The 26,478-nt window shown below is 60.6% G+C and carries 25 protein-coding genes; 8 read left to right on the forward strand and 17 right to left on the reverse strand.

Annotation, left to right across the window (positions count from 1 at the left end; all coding sequences use genetic code 11):
- Positions 1-78: 78 nt before the first annotated feature.
- The 8 genes from rpoS to ftsB all read right to left on the reverse strand — a co-directional run bounded on the left by rpoS (position 79) and on the right by ftsB (position 6,384).
- Positions 79-1,077, reverse strand: a complete 999-nt coding sequence (gene rpoS / locus ACJ8HT_RS03735) for an RNA polymerase sigma factor RpoS (RefSeq protein WP_004932578.1) — start codon at positions 1,075-1,077, stop codon at positions 79-81.
- Between the two features lie 54 nt (positions 1,078-1,131).
- Positions 1,132-2,130 carry a murein hydrolase activator NlpD gene (gene nlpD / locus ACJ8HT_RS03740; protein WP_048232682.1) on the reverse strand — a complete coding sequence of 333 codons (999 nt, stop codon included), beginning with the start codon at positions 2,128-2,130 and terminating at the stop codon, positions 1,132-1,134.
- Between the two features lie 325 nt (positions 2,131-2,455).
- The gene (locus ACJ8HT_RS03745) at positions 2,456-3,082 is read right to left on the reverse strand and encodes a protein-L-isoaspartate(D-aspartate) O-methyltransferase (protein WP_047728898.1); all 627 of its coding nucleotides are present in this window, start codon (positions 3,080-3,082) and stop codon (positions 2,456-2,458) included.
- Complete coding sequence (surE, locus tag ACJ8HT_RS03750) at positions 3,076-3,837, reverse strand: 5'/3'-nucleotidase SurE (protein WP_197652709.1); 762 nt, start codon at positions 3,835-3,837, stop codon at positions 3,076-3,078. Before surE ends, ACJ8HT_RS03745 begins: the two co-directional genes overlap by 7 nt.
- Complete coding sequence (gene truD, locus ACJ8HT_RS03755) at positions 3,818-4,864, reverse strand: tRNA pseudouridine(13) synthase TruD (protein ID WP_197652710.1); 1,047 nt, start codon at positions 4,862-4,864, stop codon at positions 3,818-3,820. The genes surE and truD overlap by 20 nt, the downstream gene beginning before the upstream one ends.
- A 4-nt stretch (positions 4,865-4,868) precedes the next feature.
- On the reverse strand, positions 4,869-5,342 hold the full coding sequence (ispF, locus tag ACJ8HT_RS03760) for a 2-C-methyl-D-erythritol 2,4-cyclodiphosphate synthase (RefSeq protein WP_197652711.1): 474 nt from the start codon (positions 5,340-5,342) through the stop codon (positions 4,869-4,871).
- 10 nt (positions 5,343-5,352) lie between these two features.
- Positions 5,353-6,060 carry a 2-C-methyl-D-erythritol 4-phosphate cytidylyltransferase gene (gene ispD, locus ACJ8HT_RS03765; RefSeq protein ID WP_197652712.1) on the reverse strand — a complete coding sequence of 236 codons (708 nt, stop codon included), beginning with the start codon at positions 6,058-6,060 and terminating at the stop codon, positions 5,353-5,355.
- A 3-nt stretch (positions 6,061-6,063) separates the two neighbouring features.
- The gene (gene ftsB / locus ACJ8HT_RS03770; protein ID WP_016929043.1) at positions 6,064-6,384 is read right to left on the reverse strand and encodes a cell division protein FtsB; all 321 of its coding nucleotides are present in this window, start codon (positions 6,382-6,384) and stop codon (positions 6,064-6,066) included.
- A 403-nt stretch (positions 6,385-6,787) separates the two neighbouring features.
- Here ftsB and ACJ8HT_RS03775 point away from each other — a divergent pair, with 403 nt between their 5' ends.
- The 3 genes from ACJ8HT_RS03775 to ACJ8HT_RS03785 all read left to right on the forward strand — a co-directional run bounded on the left by ACJ8HT_RS03775 (position 6,788) and on the right by ACJ8HT_RS03785 (position 9,097).
- Complete coding sequence (locus ACJ8HT_RS03775) at positions 6,788-7,558, forward strand: basic amino acid ABC transporter substrate-binding protein (RefSeq protein ID WP_039568898.1); 771 nt, start codon at positions 6,788-6,790, stop codon at positions 7,556-7,558.
- Between the two features lie 113 nt (positions 7,559-7,671).
- Positions 7,672-8,391: an amino acid ABC transporter permease gene (locus ACJ8HT_RS03780; protein ID WP_042706788.1), complete on the forward strand. Its 720-nt coding sequence runs from the start codon at positions 7,672-7,674 to the stop codon at positions 8,389-8,391.
- Complete coding sequence (locus tag ACJ8HT_RS03785; RefSeq protein WP_197652713.1) at positions 8,375-9,097, forward strand: ATP-binding cassette domain-containing protein; 723 nt, start codon at positions 8,375-8,377, stop codon at positions 9,095-9,097. Before ACJ8HT_RS03780 ends, ACJ8HT_RS03785 begins: the two co-directional genes overlap by 17 nt.
- A gap of 52 nt (positions 9,098-9,149) precedes the next feature.
- Here ACJ8HT_RS03785 and ACJ8HT_RS03790 read toward each other — a convergent pair whose 3' ends face one another.
- The 5 genes from ACJ8HT_RS03790 to cysG all read right to left on the reverse strand — a co-directional run bounded on the left by ACJ8HT_RS03790 (position 9,150) and on the right by cysG (position 13,989).
- Positions 9,150-9,476, reverse strand: coding sequence for a DUF3561 family protein (locus tag ACJ8HT_RS03790; protein WP_004932611.1), 327 nt, complete (start codon positions 9,474-9,476; stop codon positions 9,150-9,152).
- Positions 9,477-9,560: 84 nt separating this feature from the next.
- Positions 9,561-10,250, reverse strand: coding sequence for an adenylyl-sulfate kinase (gene cysC, locus ACJ8HT_RS03795; protein WP_197652714.1), 690 nt, complete (start codon positions 10,248-10,250; stop codon positions 9,561-9,563).
- A complete protein-coding gene (gene cysN, locus ACJ8HT_RS03800; RefSeq protein WP_102985440.1) occupies positions 10,189-11,616 on the reverse strand; it encodes a sulfate adenylyltransferase subunit CysN in 1,428 nt (475 codons plus the stop codon). Before cysN ends, cysC begins: the two co-directional genes overlap by 62 nt.
- A gap of 11 nt (positions 11,617-11,627) precedes the next feature.
- Positions 11,628-12,536 carry a sulfate adenylyltransferase subunit CysD gene (gene cysD / locus ACJ8HT_RS03805; RefSeq protein WP_004932620.1) on the reverse strand — a complete coding sequence of 303 codons (909 nt, stop codon included), beginning with the start codon at positions 12,534-12,536 and terminating at the stop codon, positions 11,628-11,630.
- 22 nt (positions 12,537-12,558) lie between these two features.
- Positions 12,559-13,989 (reverse strand): siroheme synthase CysG, encoded by a 1,431-nt coding sequence (gene cysG / locus ACJ8HT_RS03810; RefSeq protein ID WP_197652715.1) that lies wholly within the window; start codon positions 13,987-13,989, stop codon positions 12,559-12,561.
- A 261-nt stretch (positions 13,990-14,250) separates the two neighbouring features.
- Between cysG and ACJ8HT_RS03815 the strand changes: the two genes are divergently transcribed.
- Positions 14,251-15,321 (forward strand): aminopeptidase, encoded by a 1,071-nt coding sequence (locus tag ACJ8HT_RS03815; RefSeq protein ID WP_197652716.1) that lies wholly within the window; start codon positions 14,251-14,253, stop codon positions 15,319-15,321.
- A gap of 55 nt (positions 15,322-15,376) precedes the next feature.
- Here the strand turns inward: ACJ8HT_RS03815 and ACJ8HT_RS03820 are convergent, their stop codons facing one another.
- From ACJ8HT_RS03820 to cysJ, 3 genes are all read right to left on the reverse strand, one after another.
- Positions 15,377-16,111: a phosphoadenylyl-sulfate reductase gene (locus ACJ8HT_RS03820; RefSeq protein WP_016929052.1), complete on the reverse strand. Its 735-nt coding sequence runs from the start codon at positions 16,109-16,111 to the stop codon at positions 15,377-15,379.
- A gap of 61 nt (positions 16,112-16,172) precedes the next feature.
- Positions 16,173-17,888, reverse strand: coding sequence for an assimilatory sulfite reductase (NADPH) hemoprotein subunit (gene cysI, locus ACJ8HT_RS03825; protein WP_197652717.1), 1,716 nt, complete (start codon positions 17,886-17,888; stop codon positions 16,173-16,175).
- Positions 17,888-19,690, reverse strand: coding sequence for an NADPH-dependent assimilatory sulfite reductase flavoprotein subunit (cysJ, locus tag ACJ8HT_RS03830; protein WP_197652718.1), 1,803 nt, complete (start codon positions 19,688-19,690; stop codon positions 17,888-17,890). Before cysJ ends, cysI begins: the two co-directional genes overlap by 1 nt.
- Before the next feature lie 436 nt (positions 19,691-20,126).
- Here cysJ and queD point away from each other — a divergent pair, with 436 nt between their 5' ends.
- On the forward strand, positions 20,127-20,486 hold the full coding sequence (queD, locus tag ACJ8HT_RS03835) for a 6-carboxytetrahydropterin synthase QueD (RefSeq protein ID WP_004932638.1): 360 nt from the start codon (positions 20,127-20,129) through the stop codon (positions 20,484-20,486).
- 30 nt (positions 20,487-20,516) lie between these two features.
- Here the strand turns inward: queD and queE are convergent, their stop codons facing one another.
- A complete protein-coding gene (gene queE, locus ACJ8HT_RS03840; RefSeq protein WP_197652719.1) occupies positions 20,517-21,188 on the reverse strand; it encodes a 7-carboxy-7-deazaguanine synthase QueE in 672 nt (223 codons plus the stop codon).
- A gap of 323 nt (positions 21,189-21,511) precedes the next feature.
- On the opposite strand from queE, the gene ACJ8HT_RS03845 reads away from it, so the two are divergent.
- The 3 genes from ACJ8HT_RS03845 to hutH all read left to right on the forward strand — a co-directional run bounded on the left by ACJ8HT_RS03845 (position 21,512) and on the right by hutH (position 26,450).
- Complete coding sequence (locus tag ACJ8HT_RS03845) at positions 21,512-22,852, forward strand: MFS transporter (RefSeq protein WP_197652720.1); 1,341 nt, start codon at positions 21,512-21,514, stop codon at positions 22,850-22,852.
- Between the two features lie 374 nt (positions 22,853-23,226).
- Positions 23,227-24,918 carry a urocanate hydratase gene (hutU, locus tag ACJ8HT_RS03850; RefSeq protein ID WP_197652721.1) on the forward strand — a complete coding sequence of 564 codons (1,692 nt, stop codon included), beginning with the start codon at positions 23,227-23,229 and terminating at the stop codon, positions 24,916-24,918.
- On the forward strand, positions 24,915-26,450 hold the full coding sequence (gene hutH / locus ACJ8HT_RS03855) for a histidine ammonia-lyase (RefSeq protein ID WP_039568876.1): 1,536 nt from the start codon (positions 24,915-24,917) through the stop codon (positions 26,448-26,450). The genes hutU and hutH overlap by 4 nt, the downstream gene beginning before the upstream one ends.
- Positions 26,451-26,478: the final 28 nt, after the last annotated feature.

Consider the following 26,478-nt stretch of genomic DNA (forward strand, 5'->3'; position numbering starts at 1 on the left):
CTGGCGCCAAACGCGGGCATAAAAAAACGGTGAGCATCACGCTCACCGTTTTTATTTGATGCGGTTCAACAACCGGCGTTATTCGCGGAACAGCGCCTCAATGCTCAGGCCCTGCATCTGCAGAATCTCACGCAGACGGCGCAGGCCTTCAACCTGAATCTGACGGACGCGCTCACGCGTCAGGCCAATCTCCCGGCCTACGTCTTCCAGCGTCGCCGCTTCATAGCCCAGCAGGCCGAAACGACGCGCCAACACTTCACGCTGTTTGGCGTTCAGTTCGAACAGCCATTTGACGATGCTTTGCTTCATATCGTCGTCTTGCGTGGTGTCTTCAGGCCCGTTGTCCTTCTCGTCGGCCAGAATGTCCAGCAGCGCTTTCTCCGAATCCCCGCCCAGCGGCGTATCCACCGAGGTGATGCGCTCATTCAGGCGCAGCATGCGGCTGACGTCATCCACCGGCTTGTCGAGTTGCTCGGCAATCTCTTCAGCGCTCGGTTCATGATCCAGCTTGTGGGAAAGCTCGCGCGCGGTGCGCAGATAGACATTCAGTTCTTTGACGATATGGATAGGCAAACGAATGGTACGGGTTTGGTTCATGATCGCCCGTTCAATCGTCTGACGGATCCACCAGGTTGCGTAAGTGGAGAAGCGAAAACCGCGTTCCGGGTCGAATTTTTCCACTGCGCGAATCAGACCGAGGTTACCCTCTTCGATCAGATCCAGCAGCGCCAGACCGCGGTTGCTGTAGCGGCGGGCGATTTTCACCACCAGCCGCAGGTTGCTTTCAATCATGCGGCGGCGGGACGGCACGTCACCGCGCAGAGCACGCCGCGCAAAATAGACTTCTTCCTCTGCGGTCAGCAGAGGTGAATAACCGATCTCACCCAGATAGAGCTGCGTCGCATCCAATACGCGTTGCGTAACGCCTTGAGACAACAGCTCTTCTTCCGCTAAATCGTTCTCGCTGGTCTCTTCTTCTACCAGCGCTTTTTCATCAAACGACTCAGCCTCAGCTCCATTCTCGTCGAAATCCGCATCATCATGTAACTCGTTAACTTTCAGCGTATTTTGGCTCATATGCTGCTCCTACCCGTGATACCGCGAGCAGAATCTCAGCGTATTCTGCCCAATCTATCGCTGCGGAAGATAACGCAGCGGGTTTACGGATTTCCCCTTGTAACGAATTTCAAAATGCAAACGTACTGAACTGGTACCGGTGCTACCCATGGTGGCTATTTTTTGACCCGCCTTCACTTCTTGTTGTTCCCGGACCAGCATTGTGTCGTTATGAGCGTAGGCGCTCAGGTAATCATCATTGTGTTTGATGATGATTAGATTACCGTAACCCCGTAAAGCGTTGCCGGCATACACTACGCGGCCATCGGCGGTAGCGAAGATAGGCTGCCCACGGGAACCGGCGATATCGACGCCCTTATTCCCACCTTCTGATGAGGAAAAGTTATCAATAATCTTACCGTCAGTCGGCCATCTCCAGGTACTGACCGGAGAACTGTTGCTGACGGTGCTGCTCACAGGTGGAGCGGCTTCCGGTGCGGTAACAGGTGCAGTCGCGGTCCCAACCGCTGCGGCACCCGCTGTAGGTAACATCTTACCTACATTCTGTTTACCCGAGTTTTCAGAATACGCGTTAGTTGATTGAGAATCAACCGTTGCCGTCTGGATCTGGGAGCTGGAAGGTGGCTTCGGAACGCCGCCTTTGGTCGCGTCTGTCGTCGCCAGCATGCCGCCGCCGCCGTTGGCAGAACCATTACCAAGTTGAATGGTTTGGCCAACATTCAGGCTGTATGGTTCGGGAATATTGTTGCGCTGCGCCAGGTCGCGGAAATCGTTGCCGGTGATCCAGGCGATATAAAACAGCGTGTCGCCGCGCTTGACCGTATAGGTTTCACCGCCGCTGTAGCTCCCTTTAGGGATAGCGTTATAACTGCGGTTATAGACAATGCGGCCCTCGGGGCTAACCTGCTGCGCCCCGCCATTATTATTGCCGGATGGAACGGCACCGCCGCCACCCACGCTGCTGATAGGGGCCGACGTCGAGGCATTGTTCGTACAACCCGCCAACCACAAACTTACCATCGTACACACCGCTACCCGGCGTAACGTAATCATTGGGCTTCCCGTGCTCATGCTTCCCCCATGACAGCAATATCAGTGATATATCCAAAATACCCTTTACATCGTAGCCGAGCTTTTGCCACTTCCCAGTCCCTGCGATGTAAAGGCGCCGCCGGCCGATCCCTGAACGCCAGGTCATCTCCCGCCGGAGCATCAAAACGCGCGCCAATGCTAACCACATTGGCGTTGCCGCACCATAAGACAACTACGTAGAAAGGCCAATTCTAGTGAAAATTAGCCTGATTGGAACGAGAAAACCTTATCCGGACGTGATGAAAGTGCAACAGATTTTGCAGACGGTCGAAAAATCAGACAATCGCTAGGCCAATTCGCCTTTCACCAGCGGGACAAAGCGCACCGCTTCCACCGCATCGACAACGAACTCGTTGCCATGGCGTTGAATGCGTTTGAGGGTTTGGGCCTGCTCGCCCACCGGCAGCACCAAAATGCCGCCGTCGTCCAATTGTTCCACCAGCGCCTGCGGGATCTCCGGCGGCGCGGCGGTGACGATGATCGCATCGAACGGGCCACGCGACGCCCAGCCCTGCCAGCCGTCGCCGTGGCGGGTGGAAACATTGTGAAGATCGAGCTGCTTCAGGCGGCGCTTGGCCTGCCACTGCAACCCCTTGATGCGTTCGACGGAACAAACGTGTTGCACCAGATGTGCCAGGATAGCGGTCTGATAACCGGAACCGGTGCCGATCTCCAGCACCCGTGAAGTGGGCTTCAGATTCAGCAGCTCGGTCATCCGCGCCACCATATAAGGCTGGGAAATGGTCTGGCCGGAGCCGATCGGCAGCGCGGTGTTTTCGTAGGCCTTATGATCCAGCGCTTCGTCGACAAAACGCTCGCGCGGCACCGCTTCGATCGCTCGCAGCAGCTTTTCGTCCCGGATCCCCTGCTGCCGCAGCTGCGTCAGCAATGTTTGCATACGCTTGTTCACCATTCCCCGCTAACCTCTGCCTTGGTTAACCATGTTTTCACGACTTCCTGCGCCGTGTAGGCGGTCAAATCCACCTGCAGCGGCGTGATCGCCACATAGCCTTGTTCCACCGCCGCAAAGTCGGTATCCGGCCCGACATCAAATTTATCACCAGGCGGCCCGATCCAGTAGAGATTTTGTCCGCGCGGATCCTGCTGGCAGAACACCTTGTCGGCGGGATGGCGGCTGCCACAGCGGGTAACGCGCAGGCCTTTAATCTCCGCCAGGGGCAGATCCGGTACGTTGATATTCAGTATTTTTCCGGTACGCAACGGCTCACGCTGCAACGCGCGCAGGATACGGCAAGTAATGGCAGCGGCAGTCGCATAGTGCTGGTGGCCGTTCAACGACACCGCCAACGCGGGCAGCCCCAGATGCCGGCCCTCCATCGCCGCCGCGACGGTGCCGGAATAGATGACGTCGTCGCCCAAATTCGGCCCGGCGTTAATGCCGGAGACCACGATATCCGGTGCCGGGTGCATCAGTGCGTTGACACCAAGATAGACACAGTCGGTCGGCGTCCCCTGCAGCACCGCAATATCGCCGTTGGCCAGCGTCTGCGTGCGCAGCGGCGATTCCAGCGTCAGCGCATTGGAAGAGCCGCTGCGGTTACGATCCGGCGCCACGACCTGCACCTCGGCGAATTCCCGCAGCGCCGCCGCCAGCACCTGAATGCCCGGAGCGCTGACGCCGTCATCGTTACTCAGCAATATCCGCATCACTGTCATCCTGCTGCATGATCTCGCGAACTACGCTGGTGGCGAAGCTGCCTGCCGGCAGCCAGAAGCGCAGTTCCACGGTAACGTCATCCCACCAGTTCCACAGCATATTTTGCGGCTGCAACAGCAGGGCCCGACGAGCGGGTTCGACACGCTCGCGCTTTAAAAGCGTAAGCAATTCCGGCTGCTCCGCCAAGCATTGTTGTTCAAATGCCAACGCATCGCCGGCAGTACCCGGCTCGCCGTCGCCCGGCAACGTCGCGGTGACAACCAGCTCGCCGGCATCCAGGCGCTGTTGCAGCGTCTCCAGCTCATCGGCTTTGGCGACAAACCAGCTGCCGCGGCCGTTCAGCTGCAGGGCGTCCCCTTCCAGTACCGTGCGCTGCAGGCCGTCGGCCAGGCGCCTGCTCGCGACCTGATTAAACAGCGCGCTGCGGCTGGCGGACAGGTAGAAACTGCGCTTGCTGCGCTCTTTGACGCGAATTTCGTCATTCGCCCAGCGGCGCGCCATCACCAGGTTGTTGCCGCCGCGGCCGAAACGCTGGCTGCCGAAGTAGTTCGGCACGCCCTGCGCGGCGATGGCCTGCAGGCGGCGTTCCACATCCTGCCGGTCGGAAATCTGGCGCAGCACCAACGTAAAGTGGTTGCCCTTCAGGTTGCCAATGCGCATTTTACGCAGGTGGCGGGCGTACGAGAGCACCTCGCAGCCTTCCAGCGTAAACCGGGAGAAATCCGGCGTGTCCTTACCCGGCATATGCAGGCAGAACCACTGCTCGGTCACCGCGTGGCGATCCTTCAAGCCGGCATAGCTGACGGAACGGGCGTGAATTCCGGCGAAGCGCGCCAGGTAATCGGCCACGAACTGGGTATTGCAGCCGTTTTTACGGATGTTAACCAGCACGTGCTCGCCTTCACCGTCCGGCGCAAAGCCCAGGTCTTCCACCACCACGAAATCTTCCGGATTGGCTTTCAACACCCCGGTGCTCTGCGGCCGGCCATGCAGCCAGGTCAGATTCGCCATATCCATGCGGTTATTCCTTGATCAGCAAGGCGACCGCTTCGCAGGCGATACCCTCGCCGCGCCCGGTGAAACCGAGCTGCTCGGTGGTGGTGGCCTTCACGTTGACGTCATCCATATGGCACTGCAGATCTTCCGCCAGGAAGACGCGCATCTGCGGGATGTGCGGCGCCATTTTCGGCGCCTGGGCGATGATGGTGATATCGAGGTTGCCGAGGCGGTACCCTTTGGCGCGGATGCGTTTCCAGGCTTCGCGCAGCAGTGCGCGGCTGTCGGCGCCTTTGAACGCCGGATCGGTATCGGGGAACAGCTTGCCGATATCGCCCAGCGCCGCCGCGCCCAGCAGGGCGTCGGTCGCAGCATGCAGCGCGACATCGCCGTCGGAGTGGGCCAGCAAACCTTTGTCGTAAGGGATGCGAACGCCACCGATCACCAGCGGGCCTTCGCCGCCGAATTTATGTACGTCAAAACCGTGACCGATACGCATGATGCGCTCCTTAATTGTCCAACTGAGTCAAATAGAACGCCGCCAGCGCCAAATCCTCCGGCCGCGTTACTTTAATGTTGTCCGCCCTGCCGGCGATCAGCTGCGGATGATAACCGCAATGCTCCAGCGCCGAGGCTTCGTCGGTGACGTTCGCGCCTTCATCCAGCGCGCGCTGCAGGCACTGCTTGAGCAGCGGCAGCGGAAACAGCTGCGGCGTCAGCGCGTGCCACAGATCCTGGCGTTCGACGGAGTGGGCGATGGTTTCGCGGCCGGGTTCAGCGCGTTTCATGGTGTCGCGCACCGGGGCGGCGAGAATGCCGCCGACCTTGCTGTGTGCGGTGATCGCCAGCAGGCGCTCGAGATCGTCGGCGTGCAGGCAGGGGCGTGCAGCGTCGTGCACCAGCACCCAGTCCGCATCGCCCGCCAGCTTCAGCCCGGCCATCACCGAATCGGCGCGCTGCCTGCCGCCCTCGGTGACGATCACCCGCGGATCCTGGGCGATCGGCAACTGTTCGAACTGGCGATCTTCGGGGCCGATCGCCACGATCACCCGCTCAATGCGCGGATGACGCAACAGGGCGTGGATGGCGTGCTCGACGATGCTGTGCCGGCCGATGGTTAAATATTGCTTCGGGCATTCCGCCTGCATGCGGCTGCCGATACCGGCAGCGGGCAGGACGGCAATCACCGAGGGAAAGGTGCCTGCGGAGTGATTCATGCGTTATTTTTGTGCGTTATTTTGCGAGGAAGACGCCGCGTTGCGTCTGGATTGGTCAGGAACCAGACGATAGAAAGTCTCACCGGGCTTGATCATGCCCAGCTCATTACGCGCTCGCTCTTCGATCGCTTCCTGACCGCCGTTCAAATCATCGATTTCGGCAAACAGCTGATCGTTACGCGCTTTCAACTTGGCGTTGTTGCCCTGTTGGACCGCAACGTCTTCATTGACTCGCACGTAATCGTGAATACCATTTTTGCCCAGCCACAGTGAATACTGTAACCAACCGAGCAATGCCAGCAATAGCAGCGTAAGTTTTCCCATCTCCGCCCCCTGAAAAACCGACCAATCATCCCACAACTTTTCGTTGGACTCCACACTGAGAGCGGCATTTCAACGCCAAATTCAGAATACGGATGAAGGGTTCCCGAGTTTATCGCCCAATTCCGCGGCGAAAGCGGCAAAAAAAGCCCCTTACACCCGATGCGCACGACGCGTTTTCCAATGAGGCACACACTGCCCTTCACCCATTATGCAGCAAGAACCACTGCACCGCCGCTTTCTGCCCCATCGCTTACTCCGCCACAATGCAAAAAGTGAATATTTACCACCATAGAAAGAATAATCCTTATGCAGGGGTTGTGCTTTCATTCATTGAAGCTTATTTTTATGCACTACTAGTGCATAAATAATTTCAATATATAACCTTTCATTATCGGGGATCGCGATGTTAAAACGTTTAGTTCTGATCGGCGCCTGCCTGGCCGCCACCTTCTCCACCGCCGCGTTGGCGGCTGAACCTACCTACGTCGTCGGTTCCGGCGGCACCTATCGGCCGTTCGAGTTTGAAAACAGCCAAAAACAGCTGGAAGGTTTCGACATCGACATCATCAAAGCGGTGGCCAAGGCCGAAGGCTTCCAGATCAAACTGATCAATACACCGTGGGAAGGGATCTTCGCCACGTTGAATTCCGGCGATCGCGACATCATCATTTCCGGCATCACCATCACCGACAAACGCAAACAAATGGTTGATTTCTCGGCGCCTTACTTCCCGGCCGAGCAGGCTATCGTAGTGCCGCAGGACTCGACGGTAGACTCCATCGCCGCGCTGAAAGCGCTGAAGGTCGGCGTGGTGAACTCCAGTACCGGCGACATCGTGGTGTCCGACGTGCTGGGCAAAAACAGCACCGCCATCAAGCGCTTCGACAATACCCCGCTGATGCTGCAGGAGCTGTATGAAGACGGCATCGGCGCGGCGGTAGGCGACGTCGGCGTGGCCAAGTTCTATATCAAGACCCATCCGGAGAAAGCCTTCAAGCTGGTGCCCGACGCCAAGTTCGAGCGCCAGTATTTCGGCATCGCCGTCGCCAAAGGCAACGACGAACTGCGTAACAAGATCAACGCCGGCCTGAAGAAAATCGTCGCCGACGGCACCTACGCCAAGATTTACCAAACCTGGTTCGACAGCAACGTACCGACGCTGCCGGCGGAATAATGCCCTGTCGCCGGCGCCCGCCAGGCCGTCGGCGCCCCCCGTTTCAGCCTACCAAGAAGGAATACCTTTTGAACTTCCGCTGGGAGATCATCCAGGAATACGCGCCGCTGTTTATGGAAGGTGCCTGGATGACCATCAAATGCACCATTATCTGCGTACTGCTCGGCACCACCTGGGGATTGATCCTCGGGCTGGGCCGTTTGGCGCAAGCGCCGCACGGCATCTGGAAACCTATCCTGCATTACGGCGTTCAGTGGCCGGTGCGCATTTACATCAGCGCCTTTCGCGGCACGCCGCTGTTCGTGCAGATCATGGTGGTGCACTTCGCACTGGTGCCGCTGTTCATCAACCCGCGCGACGGCCTGTTGGTCACCAGCGGCCTGATGAGCGTCGATTTCGCCCGCGCGCTGCGCGCCGACTACGGTGCCTTTCTCTCCTGCGTAGTGGCGATCACGCTCAACGCCGGCGCCTATGTGTCGGAGATCTTCCGCGCCGGGATCCAATCGATCGATCGCGGCCAGATGGAGGCCTCGCGCTCGCTGGGCATGAGCTACGGCAAGACCATGCGCCAGGTGATCCTGCCGCAGGCCTTCCGCCGCATGCTGCCGCCGCTGGGCAACAACGCCATCGCCATCGTCAAGGATTCGTCGCTGGCCTCCGCCATCGGCCTGGCGGATCTGGCCTATGCCGCCCGTACCGTCTCCGGCGCCTACGCCACCTATTGGGAGCCCTACCTGACCATTTCGCTGGTCTATTGGGTCATCACCTTCCTGCTCTCGCTGCTGGTGCAACACATGGAAAAGAGGTTCGGTAAAAGTGATTCGCGTACATAACCTGCAAAAACAGTTCGGCGAAAGCCACGTGCTGCGCGGCATTTCCTGCCGGATCGCCGCCAACGAAGTGGTGTGCGTCATCGGCCCTTCCGGCTCCGGGAAGAGCACCTTCCTGCGCTGCATCAACGCGCTGGAAACGCTCTCCGGCGGCGAGATCGAGGTGAATGGCTTTGCCGTCCACGATCAGAAAACCAACCTGAACAAGATGCGTGAGAGCGTGGGTATGGTGTTCCAGCGCTTCAACCTGTTCCCGCACATGACGGTATTGGAAAATATCATCATGGCACCGGTGAGCGTGAAGAAACGGCCGCGCGCCGAAGCCATCGCGCAAGCCGAGCAGCTGCTGCTCAAGGTCGGCCTGCTCGACAAGATAGACGCCTACCCCAACAGCCTGTCCGGCGGCCAGCAGCAGCGGGTAGCGATCGCCCGCGCGCTGGCGATGGAACCGAAGATCATGCTGTTTGACGAACCCACCTCCGCGCTCGATCCGGAGCTGGTAGGCGAAGTGTTGGCGGTGATGAAATCGCTGGCACACGAGGGCATGACCATGGTGGTGGTCACGCATGAGATGGGCTTTGCCCGCGAGGTGGCCGATCGGGTGCTGTTTATCGATCAGGGGATCATTCAGGAGGAAGGCGCGCCGCAGCAGATCTTCAGCCATCCGGCCAATCCGCGCACACAGGCGTTTCTAAGCAAAGTTTTGTAACCTTCGGCACCGCTTTGCAATCCTTCGGGCGCCGGCAGCGGCGCCCGCTCTCTCACCACCCGGTCAGGAAGCTGAACACCAGCCAGAACAGGCACAGCACGATGGCGCCGGTCAGCAGCAGCGTCAGGATCAGACGGCCGCGCAACAGCATGCTGAGGGTGATGCCGATCAGCACCGACAGCGGCATCAGCGCCAGGAAGAATGGCCAGGTATAGAGCAGGAAAAACAGCGTGTTGGAACCGTAAACCAGGAACGGCAACGCGAACGCCAGCCAGTAGAAAACAAAGCCGCTGACGCCGCCCAGGAAAGAATAAGAAGGCTCCTCTCTCTCCTGTTTTGACTGCTTGGAGTCGATCAAGATAGGCGTGACATTTTGCATAGTGATCCCTGGTTATTCGGCTCGCTCTGCGGCGGCTTAGAGTAAAAAGCGCATGGCGGAAAACGCCACACGCTTTTTTTGAATTCAGGGTTTGATAATAGCCTGACCACGCAACACGTCTAACAATTGCGCAATCAAATTTGTTACCAATTGTTGGCCATCAAGGTGGATTTCCGGCTGCTGCGGCGCCTCGTAAACCGCGTCGATACCGGTGAAGTTGCGCAGCTCGCCGGCGCGCGCTTTTTTATACAATCCCTTCGGATCGCGCGCCTCGCAGATCGCCAACGGCGTGTCGACGAACACTTCGATAAAGCGATCGTTGCCGAGCATTTCGCGCACCATCTGCCGCTCGGCGCGGTGCGGCGAAATGAACGCGGTCAGCACCACCAGCCCGGCATCCACCATCAGTTTGGCCACTTCCCCCACCCGGCGGATGTTCTCGCGCCGATCCTCGTCAGAGAAGCCGAGATCGCGGCACAGGCCGTGGCGCACGTTATCGCCGTCCAGCAGATAGGTGCTGACGCCGAGCCCGTGCAGCGCCTGCTCCAGCGCGCCGGCGACGGTGGATTTGCCCGAGCCGGACAGCCCGGTAAACCACAGCACCACGCCGCGATGGCCGTTGCGCGCTTCGCGATCCGCGCGCGTCACCGCGTGCGGATGCCAAACCACGTTCTCATCGTCCGGCCCGGTCGCCCTCAGTTCGGCGGCCACCTTATCGACCACCGAGCAGATCGCGTGCGCCCCAGTGCGGGAAGTGCTTGCGCACCAGCGCATTAAGCTCCAGCTCGAAGGCGCTGAACTCGCCGTGCGCCGCCGGGGTGGCCTGCAGCGTTTCACGCACCAGACCGGCGCCCACCGTGACGTTGCTCATGCGATCGATGAAGATCAGCCCGCCGGTGTCGTGATTGCTCTGATAGCTGTCCAGCACCAGCGGCTCGTCGAAGGTCAGCTCCACCAGGCCGATGCCGTTAAGCGGCAACGTGTCTGCCGGGTGTTGCGCCAGCGTATTGATCTCCACCTGATGTCGGATGCTCTCCACGCGGGCGCGGGTCTTTTTACCGGCGATCTTGATGTCGTAGCTCTGGCCCGGCACCAGCGGCTGCTCGGCCATCCATACCACGTCCACCAGCGCGCTCTGCGCCGCCTGCAGGCTTTCGCCGGCGTCGACCAGCAGATCGCCGCGGCTGATGTCCACCTCATCCTTCAACACCAGCGTAATCGCCTCGCCCGGGACCGCCTCTTGCAGATCGCCGTCGAAGGTCACGATGCGCGCCACGCTGGACTCCACGCCAGAAGGCAGCACCTTGACCCGTTGCCCCACCCGCACCACGCCGGCGGACAGCGTACCGGCATAGCCGCGAAAATCGAGGTTCGGGCGGTTGACGTACTGCACCGGGAAGCGCAGCGGCTGGTTTTCTCGCTCGCTGACCACGTCAACGCTCTCCAGTACTTCCAGCAGCGTCGGGCCGCTGTACCACGGCATATGGGCGCTTTCGCTCGCCACGTTGTCGCCGTCCAGCGCCGACAGCGGCACGAATTTGATATCCAGATCGCCTGGCAGCTGCTGGGCAAAGGTCAGGTAATCCTGTTTGAACTGCTCGAACACCGCTTCCTGGTAGTCCACCAGATCCATTTTGTTCACCGCCACCACCAGATGGCGAATGCCCAGCAGGGTTGCGATAAAACTGTGGCGACGAGTCTGGTCCAGCACCCCTTTGCGCGCGTCGATCAACAGGATCGCCAGATCGCAGGTGGAGGCGCCGGTGGCCATGTTGCGGGTGTACTGCTCATGCCCTGGGGTATCGGCGATGATAAATTTGCGTTTTTCGGTCGAGAAATAGCGATAGGCCACGTCGATGGTGATGCCCTGCTCGCGCTCGGCCTGCAGGCCGTCCACCAGCAGCGCCAGATCGAGCTTCTCACCCTGGGTGCCGATGCGTTTGCTGTCGCTGTGTAGCGTCGACAGCTGATCCTCGTAGATCTGGCGGGTATCGTGCAGCAGGCGCCCGATCAGGGTGCTTTTGCCGTCGTCGACGCTGCCGCAGGTCAGAAAGCGCAGCAGGCTCTTGTGTTGCTGCGCGTGCAGGTAGGATTCGACGCCGCCCTGGTCAGCGATTTGTTGTGCGATTGCGTTGTTCATCCGGCGGCTCCTTAGAAATACCCTTGACGCTTTTTCAGCTCCATCGAGCCGGACTGATCGCGGTCGATCATCCGCCCCTGGCGTTCACTGGTGGTGGAGACCAGCATCTCTTCGATGATCTCCGGCAGGGTTTGCGCCTGCGAATCCACCGCGCCGGTCAGCGGCCAGCACCCCAGGGTGCGGAAACGCACCATGCGCTGGCTGATCACTTCGCCCGGCTGCAGATCGATGCGATCGTCGTCCACCATCATCAGCATGCCGTCGCGCTCCACCACCGGGCGCGGTTTCGCCAGGTACAGCGGCACAATGTCGATCTTTTCCAGGAAGATGTACTGCCAGATGTCCAGCTCGGTCCAGTTCGACAGCGGGAAGACGCGGATGCTCTCCCCTTTGTTGATCTGGCCGTTGTAGTTGTGCCACAGCTCCGGCCGCTGGTTTTTCGGATCCCAGCGGTGGAAGCGATCGCGGAACGAATAGATGCGCTCTTTGGCGCGCGACTTCTCCTCGTCGCGCCGCGCACCGCCGAAGGCGGCGTCGAAACCGTACTTGTTCAACGCCTGCTTCAGGCCCTCGGTCTTCATGATGTCGGTATGTTTGGCGCTGCCGTGCACGAACGGGTTGATGCCCATCGCCACCCCTTCCGGGTTTTTATGCACCAGCAGCTCGAAGCCGTACTCTTTCGCGGTGCGATCGCGGAACTCGTACATTTCGCGGAACTTCCAGCCGGTATCGACGTGCAGCAGCGGGAACGGCAGCGTGCCGGGGAAGAACGCCTTGCGCGCCAGATGCAGCATCACGGAAGAGTCTTTGCCGATGGAATACAGCATCACCGGATTGGCGAATTCAGCGGCGACTTCACGGATGATATGGATACTCTCCGCCTCCAATTGCCGCAAATGAGTGAGTCGTTTTTCGTCCATAACAGGTCCTTAAAAGCCTTGCCTATGCCAAATTCACGACGGCCGGGCGCGCGGCCCCTTCCGTCTGCGATTGATGCCCGAACCAGGCGATTTGATGGTGCAGTTCCACCACCTCGCCGATCACCAGCAGCGCCGGCAGCGGCGCCCGTTGGGCCAGATGTTCCAATTGATCCAACGTGCCGATCTGCACCTGCTGATCGGCGCGCGTGCCGCGGCTGATCACCGCCACCGGCGTATCGGCAGCGCGGCCGTGGGCGATCAGGCGTTGGCTGATGTCCGCCGCCTTCATGGTGCCCATGTAGATAGCCAGCGTCTGCCGCGCCCGGGCCAGATCGGCCCAGTCCAGGCCATCGCCGTCGGGGCGGCAGTGGCCGGTGATAAAGGTTACGCTCTGCGCGTGATCGCGGTGCGTCAGCGGAATGCCGGCGTAGGCGGTCGCCCCCGCCGCGGCCGTGACGCCCGGCACCACCTGGAACGGAATGCCGGCGGCGGCGGCTACCTGCAGCTCTTCGCCGCCCCGGCCAAAGATGAACGGGTCGCCGCCCTTGAGGCGCACCACGCGTTTGCCCTGCTGCGCCAGCTCCACCAACAGCCGGTTGGTCTCTTCCTGGATCACCGAGTGCGCGCCGGCTCGCTTACCCACGCAGATGCGCTCGGCGTCGCGGCGCACCAGATCGAGGATCTCGCCGCTGACCAGGTGGTCATACAGCACCACGTCCGCCTGCTGCATCACCTGCAGCCCGCGCAGGGTCAACAGCCCCACGTCGCCCGGCCCGGCGCCCACCAAGGCTATCTCACCCTGCACGCCTTCATCGCCTACGGCGAAGCTTTGCAAATCCTGCTCCAGCTGCCGCTCCGCCTGCGCCGTCTGGCCGTTGGCCACCAGCGTGGCGAAACGGCCGCCGAAGGTTTTCTCCCAGAAACGGCGACGTTCGCCGATCGAGGCCAGCCGCTGTTTGACCTGGCCGCGCCAGCGGCCCGCCACCTGCGCCATCTGCCCCAAACTGGCGGGCAGCAGCGCCTCCAGCTTTTCGCGCAGCAACCGCGCCAGCACCGGCGCCTGGCCGCTGGACGATACGGCGACCACCAGCGGCGAGCGATCGATGATCGACGGGAAGATAAACGAGCAGCGCGGCTGGTCGTCCACCACGTTGGCCAACACCCGGCGTTTATCCGCTTCGGCAAACACCGCGGCGTTCAGCGCGTTGTCGTCCGTGGCGGCGATCGCCAGAAACACGTCGTCCAGCTGCTGCGGGTCAAAGGTTTTCCCCAGCCAGAGCAGTTGCCCTCGCTGACGTTGTTGTTCCAGTTCCGGTGAGAGCGACTGCGCAACTATCCGTATTTCAGCCCCGGCGCGCTGAAGCAGATCGACTTTGCGCGCAGCCACGTCACCGCCGCCAACGACCAGCACCGGACGTTGTTTCAGATCGGCGAATATTGGTAGATAGTCCACAACAGCCTTTTCATATAACAGAAAGATAGTGTGACTATACGGGCTGAGATTTAGCCTCTGAAATGACGAAAAGGAATGATTAGTTCCTTTATGGAATATAGGTCGCAACGCCAGAGGCAAACGGTGATAACTGCGGCGACGGTTTACGCATTCGCGCGAAAATTAAGAGACGGGGAAATTGTGTAATGCCGCCCGGCGTCTCATACTGGGTGCCGCAGAAAAATGATCGGCAGCGCCGATAGCAAAGAAGGATTTTTCGGTATGTTTTCCCGTTTTTACCTGAAGACCAGCCTGCTGGCCCTCGCACTCGGCGGCGTCTTCAGCGTTTGTGCCGCACAGCCCGCAAAAGACGCGCCAATGGGCCGTTTCGCCGCCGAACAGACCCGCCACATCGCCACTTACTTCCCCGGCCGCATGGCGGGCAGCCCGGCCGAATTGCTCACCGCCGACTACCTGAAGCAGCAGTTCGCCAAGATGGGTTACCAAAGCGACATTCGCAGCGTCAACACGCGCTATCTCTACACCAGCAAAGACGGCAAGAAGAACTGGAACAACGTCACCGCCAGCTCGGTGATCGCCGCCCGCAACGGCGACAGCCCGAAACAGATAGTGATCGTCGCCCACTTCGACACCTACACGCCGCAGAGCGACGAAGATCTGGATAACAACCTCGGCGGCCTGACGCTGCAGGGCGTCGACGACAACGCCTCCGGCATCGGCGTGATGCTGGAACTGGCGGAGCGCCTGAAAAGCATTCCCACCGCCTACGGCCTGCGCTTCGTCGCCACCAGCGCCGAAGAGCTCGGCTCGCTGGGCGCACAGAACTACCTGCAGCGCATGAGCGCGGAAGAGAAAAGCAACACCGTGCTGGTGATCAACCTCGACAGCCTGATCACTGGCGATCGTCTGTACTTCAACGCCGGGCGCAACACGCCGCCGCAGATGGCGAAACGCTCCCGCGATCGCGCGCTGGATATCGCCCATCGCTACGGCATCGCCGCCGCCAGCAATCCGGGCAGCGCACAGCATCCGAAGGGCACCGGCTGCTGCTCCGATCAAGAGGTATTCGACGCCGCAGGCATCCCGGTGCTGTCGGTGGAGGCCACCAACTGGTCGCTGGGCGACAAAGACGGCTACCAGCAGCGCGCCGTCAGCCCGCACTTCCCGCAGGGCATCACCTGGCACCGCCCGCAATATGACAACCTGCAGTACCTGGATCGCTACCTGCCGGGGCGGATCGACAAACGCAGCCACGACAGCGTGCAGATCCTGCTGCCGCTGATCAAAGAGCTGGCGCAGGCGCACCCGCCGAAAGCACAGAAGAAAAAGTAGCCCGCCAAAAAACAGGGCCCAGCATTGCTGAGCCCTGTCGTGTGATTCGCCTCGTTTAGCCTTCGTGCAGGCCGCACTCGCGCTTCAGCCCGAAGAAACGCGTCTCTTCCTCGCTCATACCCGGTTCCCACTTCTGGGTGGTGTGGGTATCGCCTACCGACAGGTAGCCCTGCTCCCACAGCGGGTGATAGCTCAGCCCGTGCTCGGTCAGATACTGGTAAATCTTGCGGTTGTCCCAGTCGATGATCGGCAGGATCTTGAACACTCCGCGCTGCACCGCCAGCACCGGCAGATTGGCGCGGCTACCGGACTGCTCGCGCCGCAGGCCGGCGAACCAGCTCTGCGCCCCCAGCGTCTCCAGCGCGCGGTTCATCGGTTCGACCTTGTTGATCTGGTTGTACTTTTCAATCCCTTCCACGCCCTGTTCCCACAGCTTGCCGTAGCGCGCCTCTTGCCAGGCGGGAGACTGTTCGGCGCGGAACACCTGCAGATTCAGCTTCAGCTGGTCGGTCAGTTGATCGATAAAGCGGTAGGTTTCCGGGAACAGGTAACCGGTGTCGGTCAGGATCACCGGGATATCCGGCCGGATGCGCGTCACCAGGTGCAGACATACCGCCGCCTGAATGCCGAAACTGGACGAGAGTACGAACTCGCCGGGCAGATGCTCCAGCGCCCATGCAACGCGCTGTTCGGCGCTGAGGGTCTCCAGTTGGCCGTTGACCACCGCCAATGCCAGCGCCTGCCCGGATTTGGGCAACGCGTTCAGCGCCGCCAGATCGAATTCAGCCATGTTGTCTCTCCTGCTACTTTAAATTACCTGTGCGGCCCCTCTGCCCAGGGGCCGCCCGGCCTCACTCCCAGAAATCCCGCGCCGGATCCAGCACCGGTTTGACGATGCCCGCGCGAACGGTGAAGTCGCCGAAGCCTTCGCCGGCGTTACGCTCCTTCGCCCAGCGCCCCACCAACAGGTCGATCTCGCTCAGGATCTCGTCTTCATTGATGTTCTCGCGGTACATGCGCGGAATGCGCGTGCCTTCGCGGTTGCCGCCCAAGTGCAGGTTATAGCGGCCGACCGCCTTGCCCACCAGTCCCAGCTCCGCCAGCAGCGCACGGCCGCAGCCGTTCGGGCAGCCGGTGATGCGCAGCACGATATGTTCGCCGCCCACCCCGTGCCGATGCATGATCCCTTCCACCTTGGTGACGAACTGCGGCAGGAAGCGCTCGGCCTCCGCCATCGCCAACGGGCAGGTCGGAAACGATACGCAGGCCATCGAGTTCTTGCGTTGCTCGCTGATCTCGTCGTCGATCAGGCCATGATCGCGCGCCAGGGCTTCGATCTTCGCCTTCTCGCTTTCCGGCACGCCGGCGATGATCACGTTTTGGTTCGCCGTCAGACGGAAATCCCCTTTATGGATCTTGGCGATCTCCGCCATGCCGGTCTTCAGCGGGCGCCCCGGATAGTCCAGCAGGCGGCCGTTCTCGATAAACAGCGTCAGGTGCCACTGATCGTCGATGCCCTTCACCCACCCGATGCGATCGCCGCGGCCGGTGAATTCATACGGCCGGATCGGCGCAAAGGTGATACCGGCGCGTTTTTCTACTTCGGCGCGGAAAACGTCCACCCCGACGCGCTCCAGCGTGTATTTGGTTTTGGCGTTCTTGCGATCGGTGCGGTTGCCCCAGTCGCGCTGCGTGGTCACTACGGCCTCCGCGACCGCCAGCGTATGTTCGAGCGGAATGTAGCCAAACTCGCTGGCCTGGCGCGCGTAGGTTTTCTTGTTGCCGTGCTCGATGGATAACCCGCCACCCACCAGCAGGTTGAAGCCCACCAGCTTGCCGTTTTCGGCGATCGCCACGAAGTTCATGTCGTTGGCGTGCAGATCGACGTCGTTCTGCGGCGGGATCACCACCGTGGTTTTGAACTTACGCGGCAGGTAGGTCGGCCCCAGAATCGGCTCTTCGTCGGTGGTGGCCACCTTTTCCTGATCCAGCCACACCTCGGCGTAGGCGCGGGTGCGCGGCAGCAGGTGTTCGGAGATCTTCTTCGCCCACTCGTAGGCTTCCTGATGCAGCTCGGACTCCACCGGGTTGGAGGTGCACAGCACGTTGCGGTTCACGTCGTTGGCGGTCGCCAGCGCGTCCAGCCCCAGACGGTTCAGCAGTTGGTGCACCGGTTTGACGTTGCCTTTCAGAATGCCGTGAAACTGGAACGTCTGGCGGTTGGTGATGCGAATGCTGCCGTACAGCGTGCTCTCTTGCGCGAACTTGTCGATGCCCAGCCACTGCTGCGGGCTGATGATGCCGCCCGGCAGGCGGCAGCGCAGCATCATGGCGTGGCGCGGCTCCAGCTTCTGCTCGGCGCGTTCGGCGCGAATATCGCGGTCATCCTGCTGATACATGCCGTGAAAACGGATCAGCAGGAAGTTGTCGCCGTTGAAGCCGCCGGTCAGGCCGTCGTTCAAATCTTCGGCGATGGTGCCGCGCAGGAAGTGGCTCTCCTTCTTCATGCGCTCCGCATCGGCCAGTTTGCCTTCGACTACCAAAGGCCCGGGGTGTTTATCACTCATCAGTAAACATCTCGCTGATAACGGCGCTCAAGGCGCAGCTCACTTAAAAATTCATCCGCCTGCTCGGTATCCATGCCACCGTGCTCGGCCACCAGTTCCAGTAATGTGTTTTCCACGTCTTTCGCCATGCGATTGGCATCGCCGCAGACGTAAATGTGCGCGCCTTCCTGAATCCAGCGCCACACTTCCGCGCCCTGTTCGCGCAGTTTGTCTTGTACGTATATTTTATGTTGTTGGTCGCGGGACCAGGCCAGATCGATGCGGGTCAAAAGACCGTCTTTCACGTAGCGCTGCCATTCGACCTGATACAGGAAATCTTCGGTGAAGTGCGGGTTGCCGAAGAACAGCCAGTTCTTGCCGCCGGCGCCGTCGGCGTCGCGCTGCTGCATAAAGGCGCGGAACGGCGCGATGCCGGTGCCCGGGCCGATCATGATCACCGGCGCTTCCGGATTGGCCGGCAGGCGGAAGTTGTCGTTGTGCTCGATAAACACCCGCACGTCGCCGTCCTCCTCCAGGCGATCAGCCAGGAAACCGGAGGCGCCGCCGCTGCGGGCACGCCCGTCGATGTCGTAACGCACCACGCCCACGGTGATATGCACTTCGCTTTCGTTCTCCGCCTGTGAAGAGGCAATGGAGTAAAGACGCGGCGTCAGCGGACGCAGCAGACCGACCAACTGGTCGGCGCTCAGATCCGCCGGCGCCTGACGCACCATGTCGACGATCGGCGTGTTGTGCGCGTACTGCTGCAGCGCGGCTTTATCCGCCAACAGGCCGATCAACTTTTCATCGCGCGACAGCGCGGCATATTTATCGACGATCGGCGTGGTGTTCTGCGTCAGTTCGAAATGGCTGCGCAGCGCCTGCGCCAGCGGCAGGGTCTGCCCTTCCACCTCGACCGGCTCGTCGCCTTTCAGCCACAGCAACTGCACCAGTTCGTCCACCAGCGCCGGATCGTTGTCGAACCATACGCCGAGCGCGTCGCCCGGCTGATAGCGCAGGCCGGAGTCGCCCAGATCGATTTCGATATGGCGCACGTCTTTATCCGACGCGCGGCCGGTAATTTTCTGATTGACCGCCAGTTGGGCGGTGAGCGGTTGTTCCTTGCTGTACGGGCTGCTGTCGAGCAGATCGACCGCACCGCTGGCCAACACGCCCGGCGCGGCGCTTTCCGCCGGCGCGCGCGCCTTCAGCACCGACACCACCTGTTTGCGCCAGGCGGCGGCCAGTTCCTGGTACTCCACGTCGGCGTCCACGCGCTCCACCAGGCGCTCGGCGCCCAGCTCGGCCAGCTTGCCGTCGAAATCTTTACCTGACTGGCAGAAATTCTCATAAGAGGTGTCGCCCAGCCCGAACACCGCAAAAGCGGTATCATTCAGCTTCGGCGCCTTCTTCGAGAACAGGAATTTATGCAGCGCCACCGCTTCTTCCGCCGGTTCGCCCTCCCCCTGCGTCGAGGCGACGATCACCAGCAGCCGCTCTTGGGCTATCTGCTTGAACTTGTAGTCGCCGGCGCTGATCAGCGTGGCGCTCAGATTGGCAGCCAGCAGATCGTCACGCAGCTGCTCCGCCAGGCGGCGCGCATTGCCGGTCTGCGAAGCGGAAATGATGGTGATGCCGGCAGCCGCCGCAGGGGCGACAGGCGCAATGGCCACGGCTCCGGGCTGTTGATTGACCATGCCCCAAAAATAGCCGGACAGCCACGCCAGCTGCGTCGGCGAATAGTCGCCGATCGTCGCCTGCAGGCGCGCCAGCTGTTCGGGCGTCAGCGGGAGCAAAGATGTTGGAGGAGCCTGAGTCGTCATTGCTGTACTTATTTCCTATACTTAGCGCCTTTCCTGCCAGGCGCGCGCCAGTGTCAGTCGTTGTCTCTTCGCTGCGTCGGGTGTGCGGAAAAGATCAGGAGAGTTTGTAAGGTTACCGAGCAGAATAGCAACGATTAAATAAGGGATAGCAATAAATCATAACCAAAATGACTAAGCTGTTTTTCTGGTAAGGGATAACGCTTAAACCGTTAAACAAAGTTTTTTATCCAGATGAAATTAAAGCGCTTTTTTTCATCGTTTTTTCACCGTTCAACATTTCGGCTCATTACCCCAGCCGATAGGTGCCGCAAACACCAAACAAAAAAAGTGTTAACCGGGCGCGGTTGCCGCGGCGCTAGACCATAACGGTATAAATGGCAAGCAGACGCGCTTTCCGGTACTATGCGGCGGTTTTTGAGTCAATGAGGCCGTAATAATGGCAACCACGCTGTTTAAAGATTTTCAGTTTGAAGCCGCACACCGTTTGCCGCACGTGCCGGAGGGCCATAAATGCGGCCGTCTGCATGGGCATTCGTTTATGGTGCGTCTGGAAGTGACCGGTGAAGTGGACCCCCACACCGGTTGGGTGATGGATTTCGCCGAGCTCAAGGCTGTGTTTTCCCCGATCTGGGAGCGGCTGGATCACCATTATCTGAACGATATTCCAGGATTGGAAAATCCCACCAGCGAAGTGCTCGCCGCCTGGATTTGGCAGCAGCTCAAGCCCCAGTTGCCGGAACTGACTGCGGTGATGGTGAAAGAGACCTGTACCGCGGGATGCGTATATAAAGGTTAAAAGAAAGGGCGCCGCAAAGGCGCCCTGATTTTAGGCGATGTTCAGATACTTGTGGGTCTGCATCGACAGCCGCCAGTTGCGCGCGATGCAGGTTTCGATGCACAGGCGAGTCGCCTCTTCTTTCTGGCTTATCGGCTGCAGCGCAATAATCCGCGCCTTATCGTCCTGCAGCGTCGCCAGCAGCGCGTCCAGCGCCTCGATGTCGCGCTCGCGCGCCACCGGATGCTTCACCTCGTCGGCGCGCCGCAGCGCCTGATCCAACACCTTCATGCCGCCGCGCATATTCACCTTCGGCGAAACCGTCACCCAGGTTTTGGCGGAACAGCGAATGTCGTGGGTGCCGCTGGTCTCAATCTGGCAGCCGTAGCCATGCTGTTCGAACAGCTCGGTCAGCGGCGTCAGATCATAGATGCAGGGTTCGCCGCCGGTGATCACCACATGCCGTGCGGTATAGCCTTGTTGGCGCATCACCGCCAACAGCTGTTCGGCGCTGGCGCTGCCCCAAGCGTCGCTCTCTTCTGTTTTGACCAGGATCCGTTGCAGGTCGACTTCCCGATTGGCTTCCTTTTCCCAGGTATGTTTGGTGTCGCACCAACTGCACCCTACCGGGCAGCCCTGCAAGCGGATAAAAATGGCCGGCACGCCGGTGAAAAAGCCTTCGCCCTGCAAGGTTTGGAACATCTCATTGATCGGGTACTGCATCGGTTTCTCAATCTGGAAAAGTAAAAAGCGATTATCGCAGATTCCGGCCCGCCGACCAAACGGCCAACATTGTATTAAATTTTATTTTCAGCGCCGCCACCAGCATATCTCACCGCCCATGGCGTTTAATTTAATTTGTTCGACGGGTTCTGATCTTTCATTCACGGTGTAACCTGCTTCGCAAAAACAACATTTATTTAACGCATAAGATAAATATATTTGACATAAAGCCTCGGCGCGCAGATGTATATACAAGCAAACACAAGCCGGGCGCCAGTTTCGGCCACGTTCCATCACGACTACATCTGCGTTTAGAGGGTGCCATGACTCATTCCACCAGCGAGTTAAACATTCAACAGGCCATCGACGACAGCAAGTTTTCGCTGTTTCACTGGACCCTGATCATTCTCGGATTCCTGATCCTCGCCATCGACGGTTTCGATACCGCCGCCATGGGCTATATCGCCCCCTCGGTCGCCAAAGACTGGGGCATCGTCAAACAGGATCTGGGGCCGGTGCTGAGCGCCGCGCTGCTGGGGCTGTCGCTCGGCGCGCTGATCGCCGGGCCGATCTCCGACCGCATCGGCCGCAAGCGCGTGCTGGTGTTTTCCTGCCTGTTCTTCGGCCTGTCGAGCTTGGCCACCGCCTACGCCGGCTCGCTCAATAGCCTGACGCTGTGGCGTTTCCTCACCGGCCTCGGGCTGGGAGCGGCGATGCCCAACGCCATCACGCTGATCTCCGAATACGCGCCGCAGCGCTGCCGTTCGCTGGCGATCAACACCATGTACTGCGGCTTTCCGCTGGGCGCGGCCGGCGGCGGTGCCATTTCATCGTGGCTGATCCCGAGCTACGGCTGGCACAGCGTGCTGTTGCTCGGTGCCATTGCGCCGCTGGCGTTGACGGTCTTGCTGATCCTGCTGCTGCCGGAATCGGTCAAATATATGGTCAACCGCGGGCAGGATGCGGCGAAGATCAAGCGCATCGCGCAACGTTTCGTCAGCCAGAGCCTTGACGGCGTGACGCGTTTTTACCTATACGAAGAGAAGCTGACGCAGACCAAGACCAGCATCGGCGTGCTGTTCAGCCGCCCTTACCTGCTCGGCACGCTGATGCTGTGGGTGACCTACTTCATGGGGCTGGTGATCTACTACGTGTTGCTGAGCTGGATGCCAATCCTGATGCAGGGGCTGGGCTATCAGCTGGAACAGTCGGCGATGCTCACTTCGCTGTTCACCTTCGGCGGCACGCTCGGCATTCTGGTGGCCGGCTGGCTGATGGATCGCTGGAATGCGCATAAGGTGGTCTCGAGCGGCTTTGTCGCCACCGCCTTGCTGATCGTGGCGATGGCCACCGAGGACAAGCATATCGTGTTGTTGGGCGCCTTCATCTTCCTGATGGGCGTCACCATGAACGGCGCGCAGTCCGGGCTGCAAACGCTGGCGGCCACCTTCTACCCCACCCACAGCCGCGCCACCGGCATCGCGTGGATGCAGGGCATCGGCCGCTTCGGCGGCGTCGCCGGTACCATGATGGGCGCCCAACTGCTGGCGATGCAATGGGAAGTGCAGAGCATCCTGATGTTCCTGTGCGTACCGGCGCTGATCGCCGCCATCGCCACGGTGTGCAAGATGACCCGCAAGCCGACGCTGCAACCGGCCGCCTGATCCGTAAAGCCCGCCCACGGCGGGCTTTCTTCCTGCGGTGATAGGGCTTGTTTATCCTCCGCCGCCAACTGTAATCAGTCTGTAAAAATATTGTGACTAGTCGCCCAAAAATGAGTCAATTTTAATTCATTTTTGCCGAACAGCTCACTTTTCTCCGGCTTTCTGCACATGAAACCGGCGACAAAAAATCGCATATCAACCTGATATAAAAAGAAAATAGCTTTTTATTATGCCACTTTTCAGCGGCAACTGGTCAGTGTTGCATATGCTTGTACATACAAGTATATGTTAATAAGCCCTACGCATTGTTATGCCGTGGTACTCATCCCCACCGCGGCATGGAATCTGCACCGATACTGTTTGAGGAAACTGCTGTGACTACAAATAACAAAGTTCGCAATGTCGATGTACGCGCGCCACGCGGCACACAATTAAACGCAAAAAGCTGGCTGACCGAAGCGCCGTTACGCATGCTGATGAACAACCTCGATCCTGAAGTTGCGGAGAACCCACACGAGCTGGTGGTGTACGGCGGCATCGGCCGCGCCGCACGCGACTGGGATTGCTACGACAAGATCGTCGAAACCCTGAAAACGCTGGAAGAAGACGAAACCCTGCTGGTGCAGTCCGGCAAGCCGGTCGGCGTATTCAAAACCCACAGCAACGCGCCGCGCGTGCTGATCGCCAACTCCAACCTGGTGCCACACTGGGCGACCTGGGAACACTTTAACGAACTGGACGCCAAAGGCCTGGCCATGTACGGCCAGATGACCGCCGGCAGCTGGATCTACATCGGCAGCCAGGGCATCGTCCAGGGCACCTATGAGACCTTCGTCGAAGCGGGCCGCCAGCACTACGACGGCAGCCTGCAGGGCCGCTGGGTGCTGACCGCCGGCCTGGGCGGCATGGGCGGCGCGCAGCCGCTGGCCGCGACCCTGGCGGGCGCCTGTTCGCTGAACATCGAATGTCAGCAGAGCCGCATCGATTTCCGTCTGAAAACCCGCTACATCGATGAGCAGGCCAAAGATCTGGACGACGCGCTGGCCCGCATCAAAAAATACACCTCAGAAGGCAAAGCCATCTCCATCGCCCTGTGCGGCAACGCGGCGGAAATCTTGCCTGAGCTGGTCCGCCGCGGCGTGCGCCCGGACATGGTCACCGACCAGACCAGCGCCCACGATCCGCTGAACGGCTACCTGCCGAAGGGCTGGAGCTGGGAAGAATACCGCCAACGCGCGCAGACCGAACCGGCTAAAGTGGTCGCCGCCGCCAAACAGTCGATGGCCGACCACGTAAAAGCCATGCTGGCGTTCCAGCAGATGGGCGTGCCGACCTTCGATTACGGCAACAACATTCGCCAGATGGCGAAAGAAACCGGTGTCGACAACGCCTTCGACTTCCCGGGCTTCGTGCCGGCCTACATCCGTCCGCTGTTCTGCCGCGGTATCGGGCCGTTCCGCTGGGCGGCGCTGTCCGGTGACCCGCAAGATATCTACAAAACCGACGCCATGGTGAAAGAGCTGATCCCGGATGACGAACACCTGCACCGCTGGCTGGACATGGCGCGCGAACGCATCAGCTTCCAGGGCCTGCCGGCGCGCATCTGCTGGGTTGGCCTCGGCCAGCGCGCCAAGCTGGGCCTGGCGTTCAACGAGATGGTGCGCCGCGGCGAACTGTCCGCCCCGATCGTCATCGGCCGCGACCACCTGGATTCCGGCTCCGTTTCCAGCCCGAACCGTGAAACCGAAGCGATGAAAGACGGCTCCGATGCGGTTTCCGACTGGCCGTTGCTGAACGCCCTGCTGAACACCGCCAGCGGCGCCACCTGGGTTTCCCTGCACCACGGCGGCGGCGTCGGCATGGGCTTCTCCCAACACTCCGGCATGGTGATCGTCTGCGACGGCACCGACGAGGCCGCCGAGCGCATCGCCCGCGTCCTGCACAATGACCCGGCTACCGGGGTCATGCGTCACGCCGACGCCGGTTACGATATCGCTATCGACTGCGCCCGCGAACAAGGCCTGAACCTGCCGATGGTTGCTGCGACCCAAGGAGAAAAAGCATGAAAGCGCTGACTATTCGCCCAGGCAAACTCACGCTGGCTCAACTGCGTGAAGTCTATCAACACCCGGTAACGCTGACGCTGGACGACAATGCGTACGCGCCAATTCAGCAGAGCGTGGCCTGCGTGGAACGCATCGTTGAAGAAAACCGCACTACATACGGTATCAACACTGGGTTTGGCCTGCTGGCTTCGACGCGCATCGCTCGCGACGATCTGGAAAACCTGCAGCGTTCGATCGTTCTGTCACACGCCGCCGGCGTAGGCGAGCCAACCGACGACAACCTGGTGCGCCTGATTATGGTGCTGAAGATCAACAGCCTGTCGCGCGGCTTCTCCGGTATTCGTCTGGAAGTCATCCAGGCGCTGATCGCGTTGGTCAACGCCGAAGTTTATCCACATATTCCGCTGAAAGGCTCGGTCGGTGCCTCCGGCGACCTGGCGCCGCTGGCTCACATGAGCCTGGTGCTGCTGGGCGAAGGCCAGGCGCGCCATCAGGGCCAGTGGCTGCCGGCGACCGAAGCGCTGGCCAAGGCCGGCCTGAAACCGCTGACGCTGGCGGCGAAAGAGGGCCTGGCGCTGCTGAACGGCACCCAGGTCTCCGCCGCCTTCGCGCTGCGCGGCCTGTTCGATGCCGAAGATCTGTTCGCCGCCGCGACCGTGGCGGGCAGCCTGACGGTGGAAGCGGCGCTGGGCTCTCGCAGCCCGTTCGATGCGCGTATCCACGAGGTGCGCGGCCAGCGCGGCCAGATCGACGCCGCCCTCGCCTATCGCCACCTGCTCGGCGCGCGCAGCGAAGTCTCCGACTCGCACCGCAACTGTGAAAAAGTGCAGGATCCTTACTCCCTGCGCTGCCAGCCACAGGTCATGGGCGCCTGCCTGACGCAGATCCGCCAGGCCGCCGAGGTGCTGGAAATCGAAGCCAACGCCGTCTCCGATAACCCGCTGGTGTTCGCCGAACAGGGCGACGTGCTGTCCGGCGGCAACTTCCACGCCGAACCGGTAGCGATGGCCGCCGATAACCTGGCGCTGGCATTTGCCGAAATCGGTTCGCTGTCCGAACGCCGCATCTCGCTGATGATGGACAAGCACATGTCGCAGCTGCCACCGTTCCTGGTGGAGAACGGCGGCGTGAACTCCGGCTTCATGATCGCCCAGGTGACCGCGGCGGCGCTGGCCAGCGAAAACAAAGCGCTGGCGCACCCGTCGAGCGTCGACAGCATCCCGACCTCCGCCAACCAGGAAGACCACGTTTCCATGGCGCCGGCCGCCGGTCGCCGCTTGTGGAGCATGGCGGACAACGTGCGCGGCATTCTGGCGGTCGAATGGCTGGCCGCCTGCCAGGGCCTGGATTTCCGCAACGGCCTGAAGACCTCGGAAGGTCTGGAGCAGGCGCGCCGTCTGCTGCGCGAGCATGTCAGTTTCTACGACAAGGATCGTTTCTTCGCCCCCGACATTGAAGCCGCCAGCCAACTCTTGGCGGCCGGTCACCTGACATCGCTGCTGCCTGCGGCGCTGCTGCCTAGCCAAGCATAATCATCACACACTGAATCACGCAGTTTGT

Origin of the sequence: Serratia sp. CY44782 (genome assembly GCF_052168715.1) — a bacterium.
GTDB classification, from domain to species: Bacteria; Pseudomonadota; Gammaproteobacteria; order Enterobacterales; family Enterobacteriaceae; genus Serratia; species Serratia nevei.

Coding starts and splice junctions, on each gene's coding strand:
- nlpD (WP_048232682.1), bottom strand. CDS start 2,130: ATGATTACGTTACGCCGGGTAGCGGTGTGTACGATGGTAAGTTTGTGG.
- hutH (WP_039568876.1), top strand. CDS start 24,915: ATGAAAGCGCTGACTATTCGCCCAGGCAAACTCACGCTGGCTCAACTG.
- queE (WP_197652719.1), bottom strand. CDS start 21,188: ATGCAGTACCCGATCAATGAGATGTTCCAAACCTTGCAGGGCGAAGGC.
- ACJ8HT_RS03745 (WP_047728898.1), bottom strand. CDS start 3,082: ATGGTGAACAAGCGTATGCAAACATTGCTGACGCAGCTGCGGCAGCAG.
- ACJ8HT_RS03790 (WP_004932611.1), bottom strand. CDS start 9,476: ATGCAAAATGTCACGCCTATCTTGATCGACTCCAAGCAGTCAAAACAG.
- ftsB (WP_016929043.1), bottom strand. CDS start 6,384: ATGGGAAAACTTACGCTGCTATTGCTGGCATTGCTCGGTTGGTTACAG.
- truD (WP_197652710.1), bottom strand. CDS start 4,864: ATGGATATGGCGAATCTGACCTGGCTGCATGGCCGGCCGCAGAGCACC.
- cysJ (WP_197652718.1), bottom strand. CDS start 19,690: ATGACGACTCAGGCTCCTCCAACATCTTTGCTCCCGCTGACGCCCGAA.
- ACJ8HT_RS03815 (WP_197652716.1), top strand. CDS start 14,251: ATGTTTTCCCGTTTTTACCTGAAGACCAGCCTGCTGGCCCTCGCACTC.
- ispF (WP_197652711.1), bottom strand. CDS start 5,342: ATGCGTATCGGTCACGGTTTTGACGTACATAAATTCGGCGGCGAAGGC.
- ACJ8HT_RS03820 (WP_016929052.1), bottom strand. CDS start 16,111: ATGGCTGAATTCGATCTGGCGGCGCTGAACGCGTTGCCCAAATCCGGG.
- surE (WP_197652709.1), bottom strand. CDS start 3,837: ATGCGGATATTGCTGAGTAACGATGACGGCGTCAGCGCTCCGGGCATT.
- cysD (WP_004932620.1), bottom strand. CDS start 12,536: ATGGACGAAAAACGACTCACTCATTTGCGGCAATTGGAGGCGGAGAGT.
- ACJ8HT_RS03775 (WP_039568898.1), top strand. CDS start 6,788: ATGTTAAAACGTTTAGTTCTGATCGGCGCCTGCCTGGCCGCCACCTTC.
- queD (WP_004932638.1), top strand. CDS start 20,127: ATGGCAACCACGCTGTTTAAAGATTTTCAGTTTGAAGCCGCACACCGT.
- ACJ8HT_RS03780 (WP_042706788.1), top strand. CDS start 7,672: ATGGAAGGTGCCTGGATGACCATCAAATGCACCATTATCTGCGTACTG.
- cysI (WP_197652717.1), bottom strand. CDS start 17,888: ATGAGTGATAAACACCCCGGGCCTTTGGTAGTCGAAGGCAAACTGGCC.
- ispD (WP_197652712.1), bottom strand. CDS start 6,060: ATGAATCACTCCGCAGGCACCTTTCCCTCGGTGATTGCCGTCCTGCCC.
- cysN (WP_102985440.1), bottom strand. CDS start 11,616: ATGAACAACGCAATCGCACAACAAATCGCTGACCAGGGCGGCGTCGAA.
- rpoS (WP_004932578.1), bottom strand. CDS start 1,077: ATGAGCCAAAATACGCTGAAAGTTAACGAGTTACATGATGATGCGGAT.
- ACJ8HT_RS03845 (WP_197652720.1), top strand. CDS start 21,512: ATGACTCATTCCACCAGCGAGTTAAACATTCAACAGGCCATCGACGAC.
- cysC (WP_197652714.1), bottom strand. CDS start 10,250: ATGCGCTGGTGCGCAAGCACTTCCCGCACTGGGGCGCACGCGATCTGC.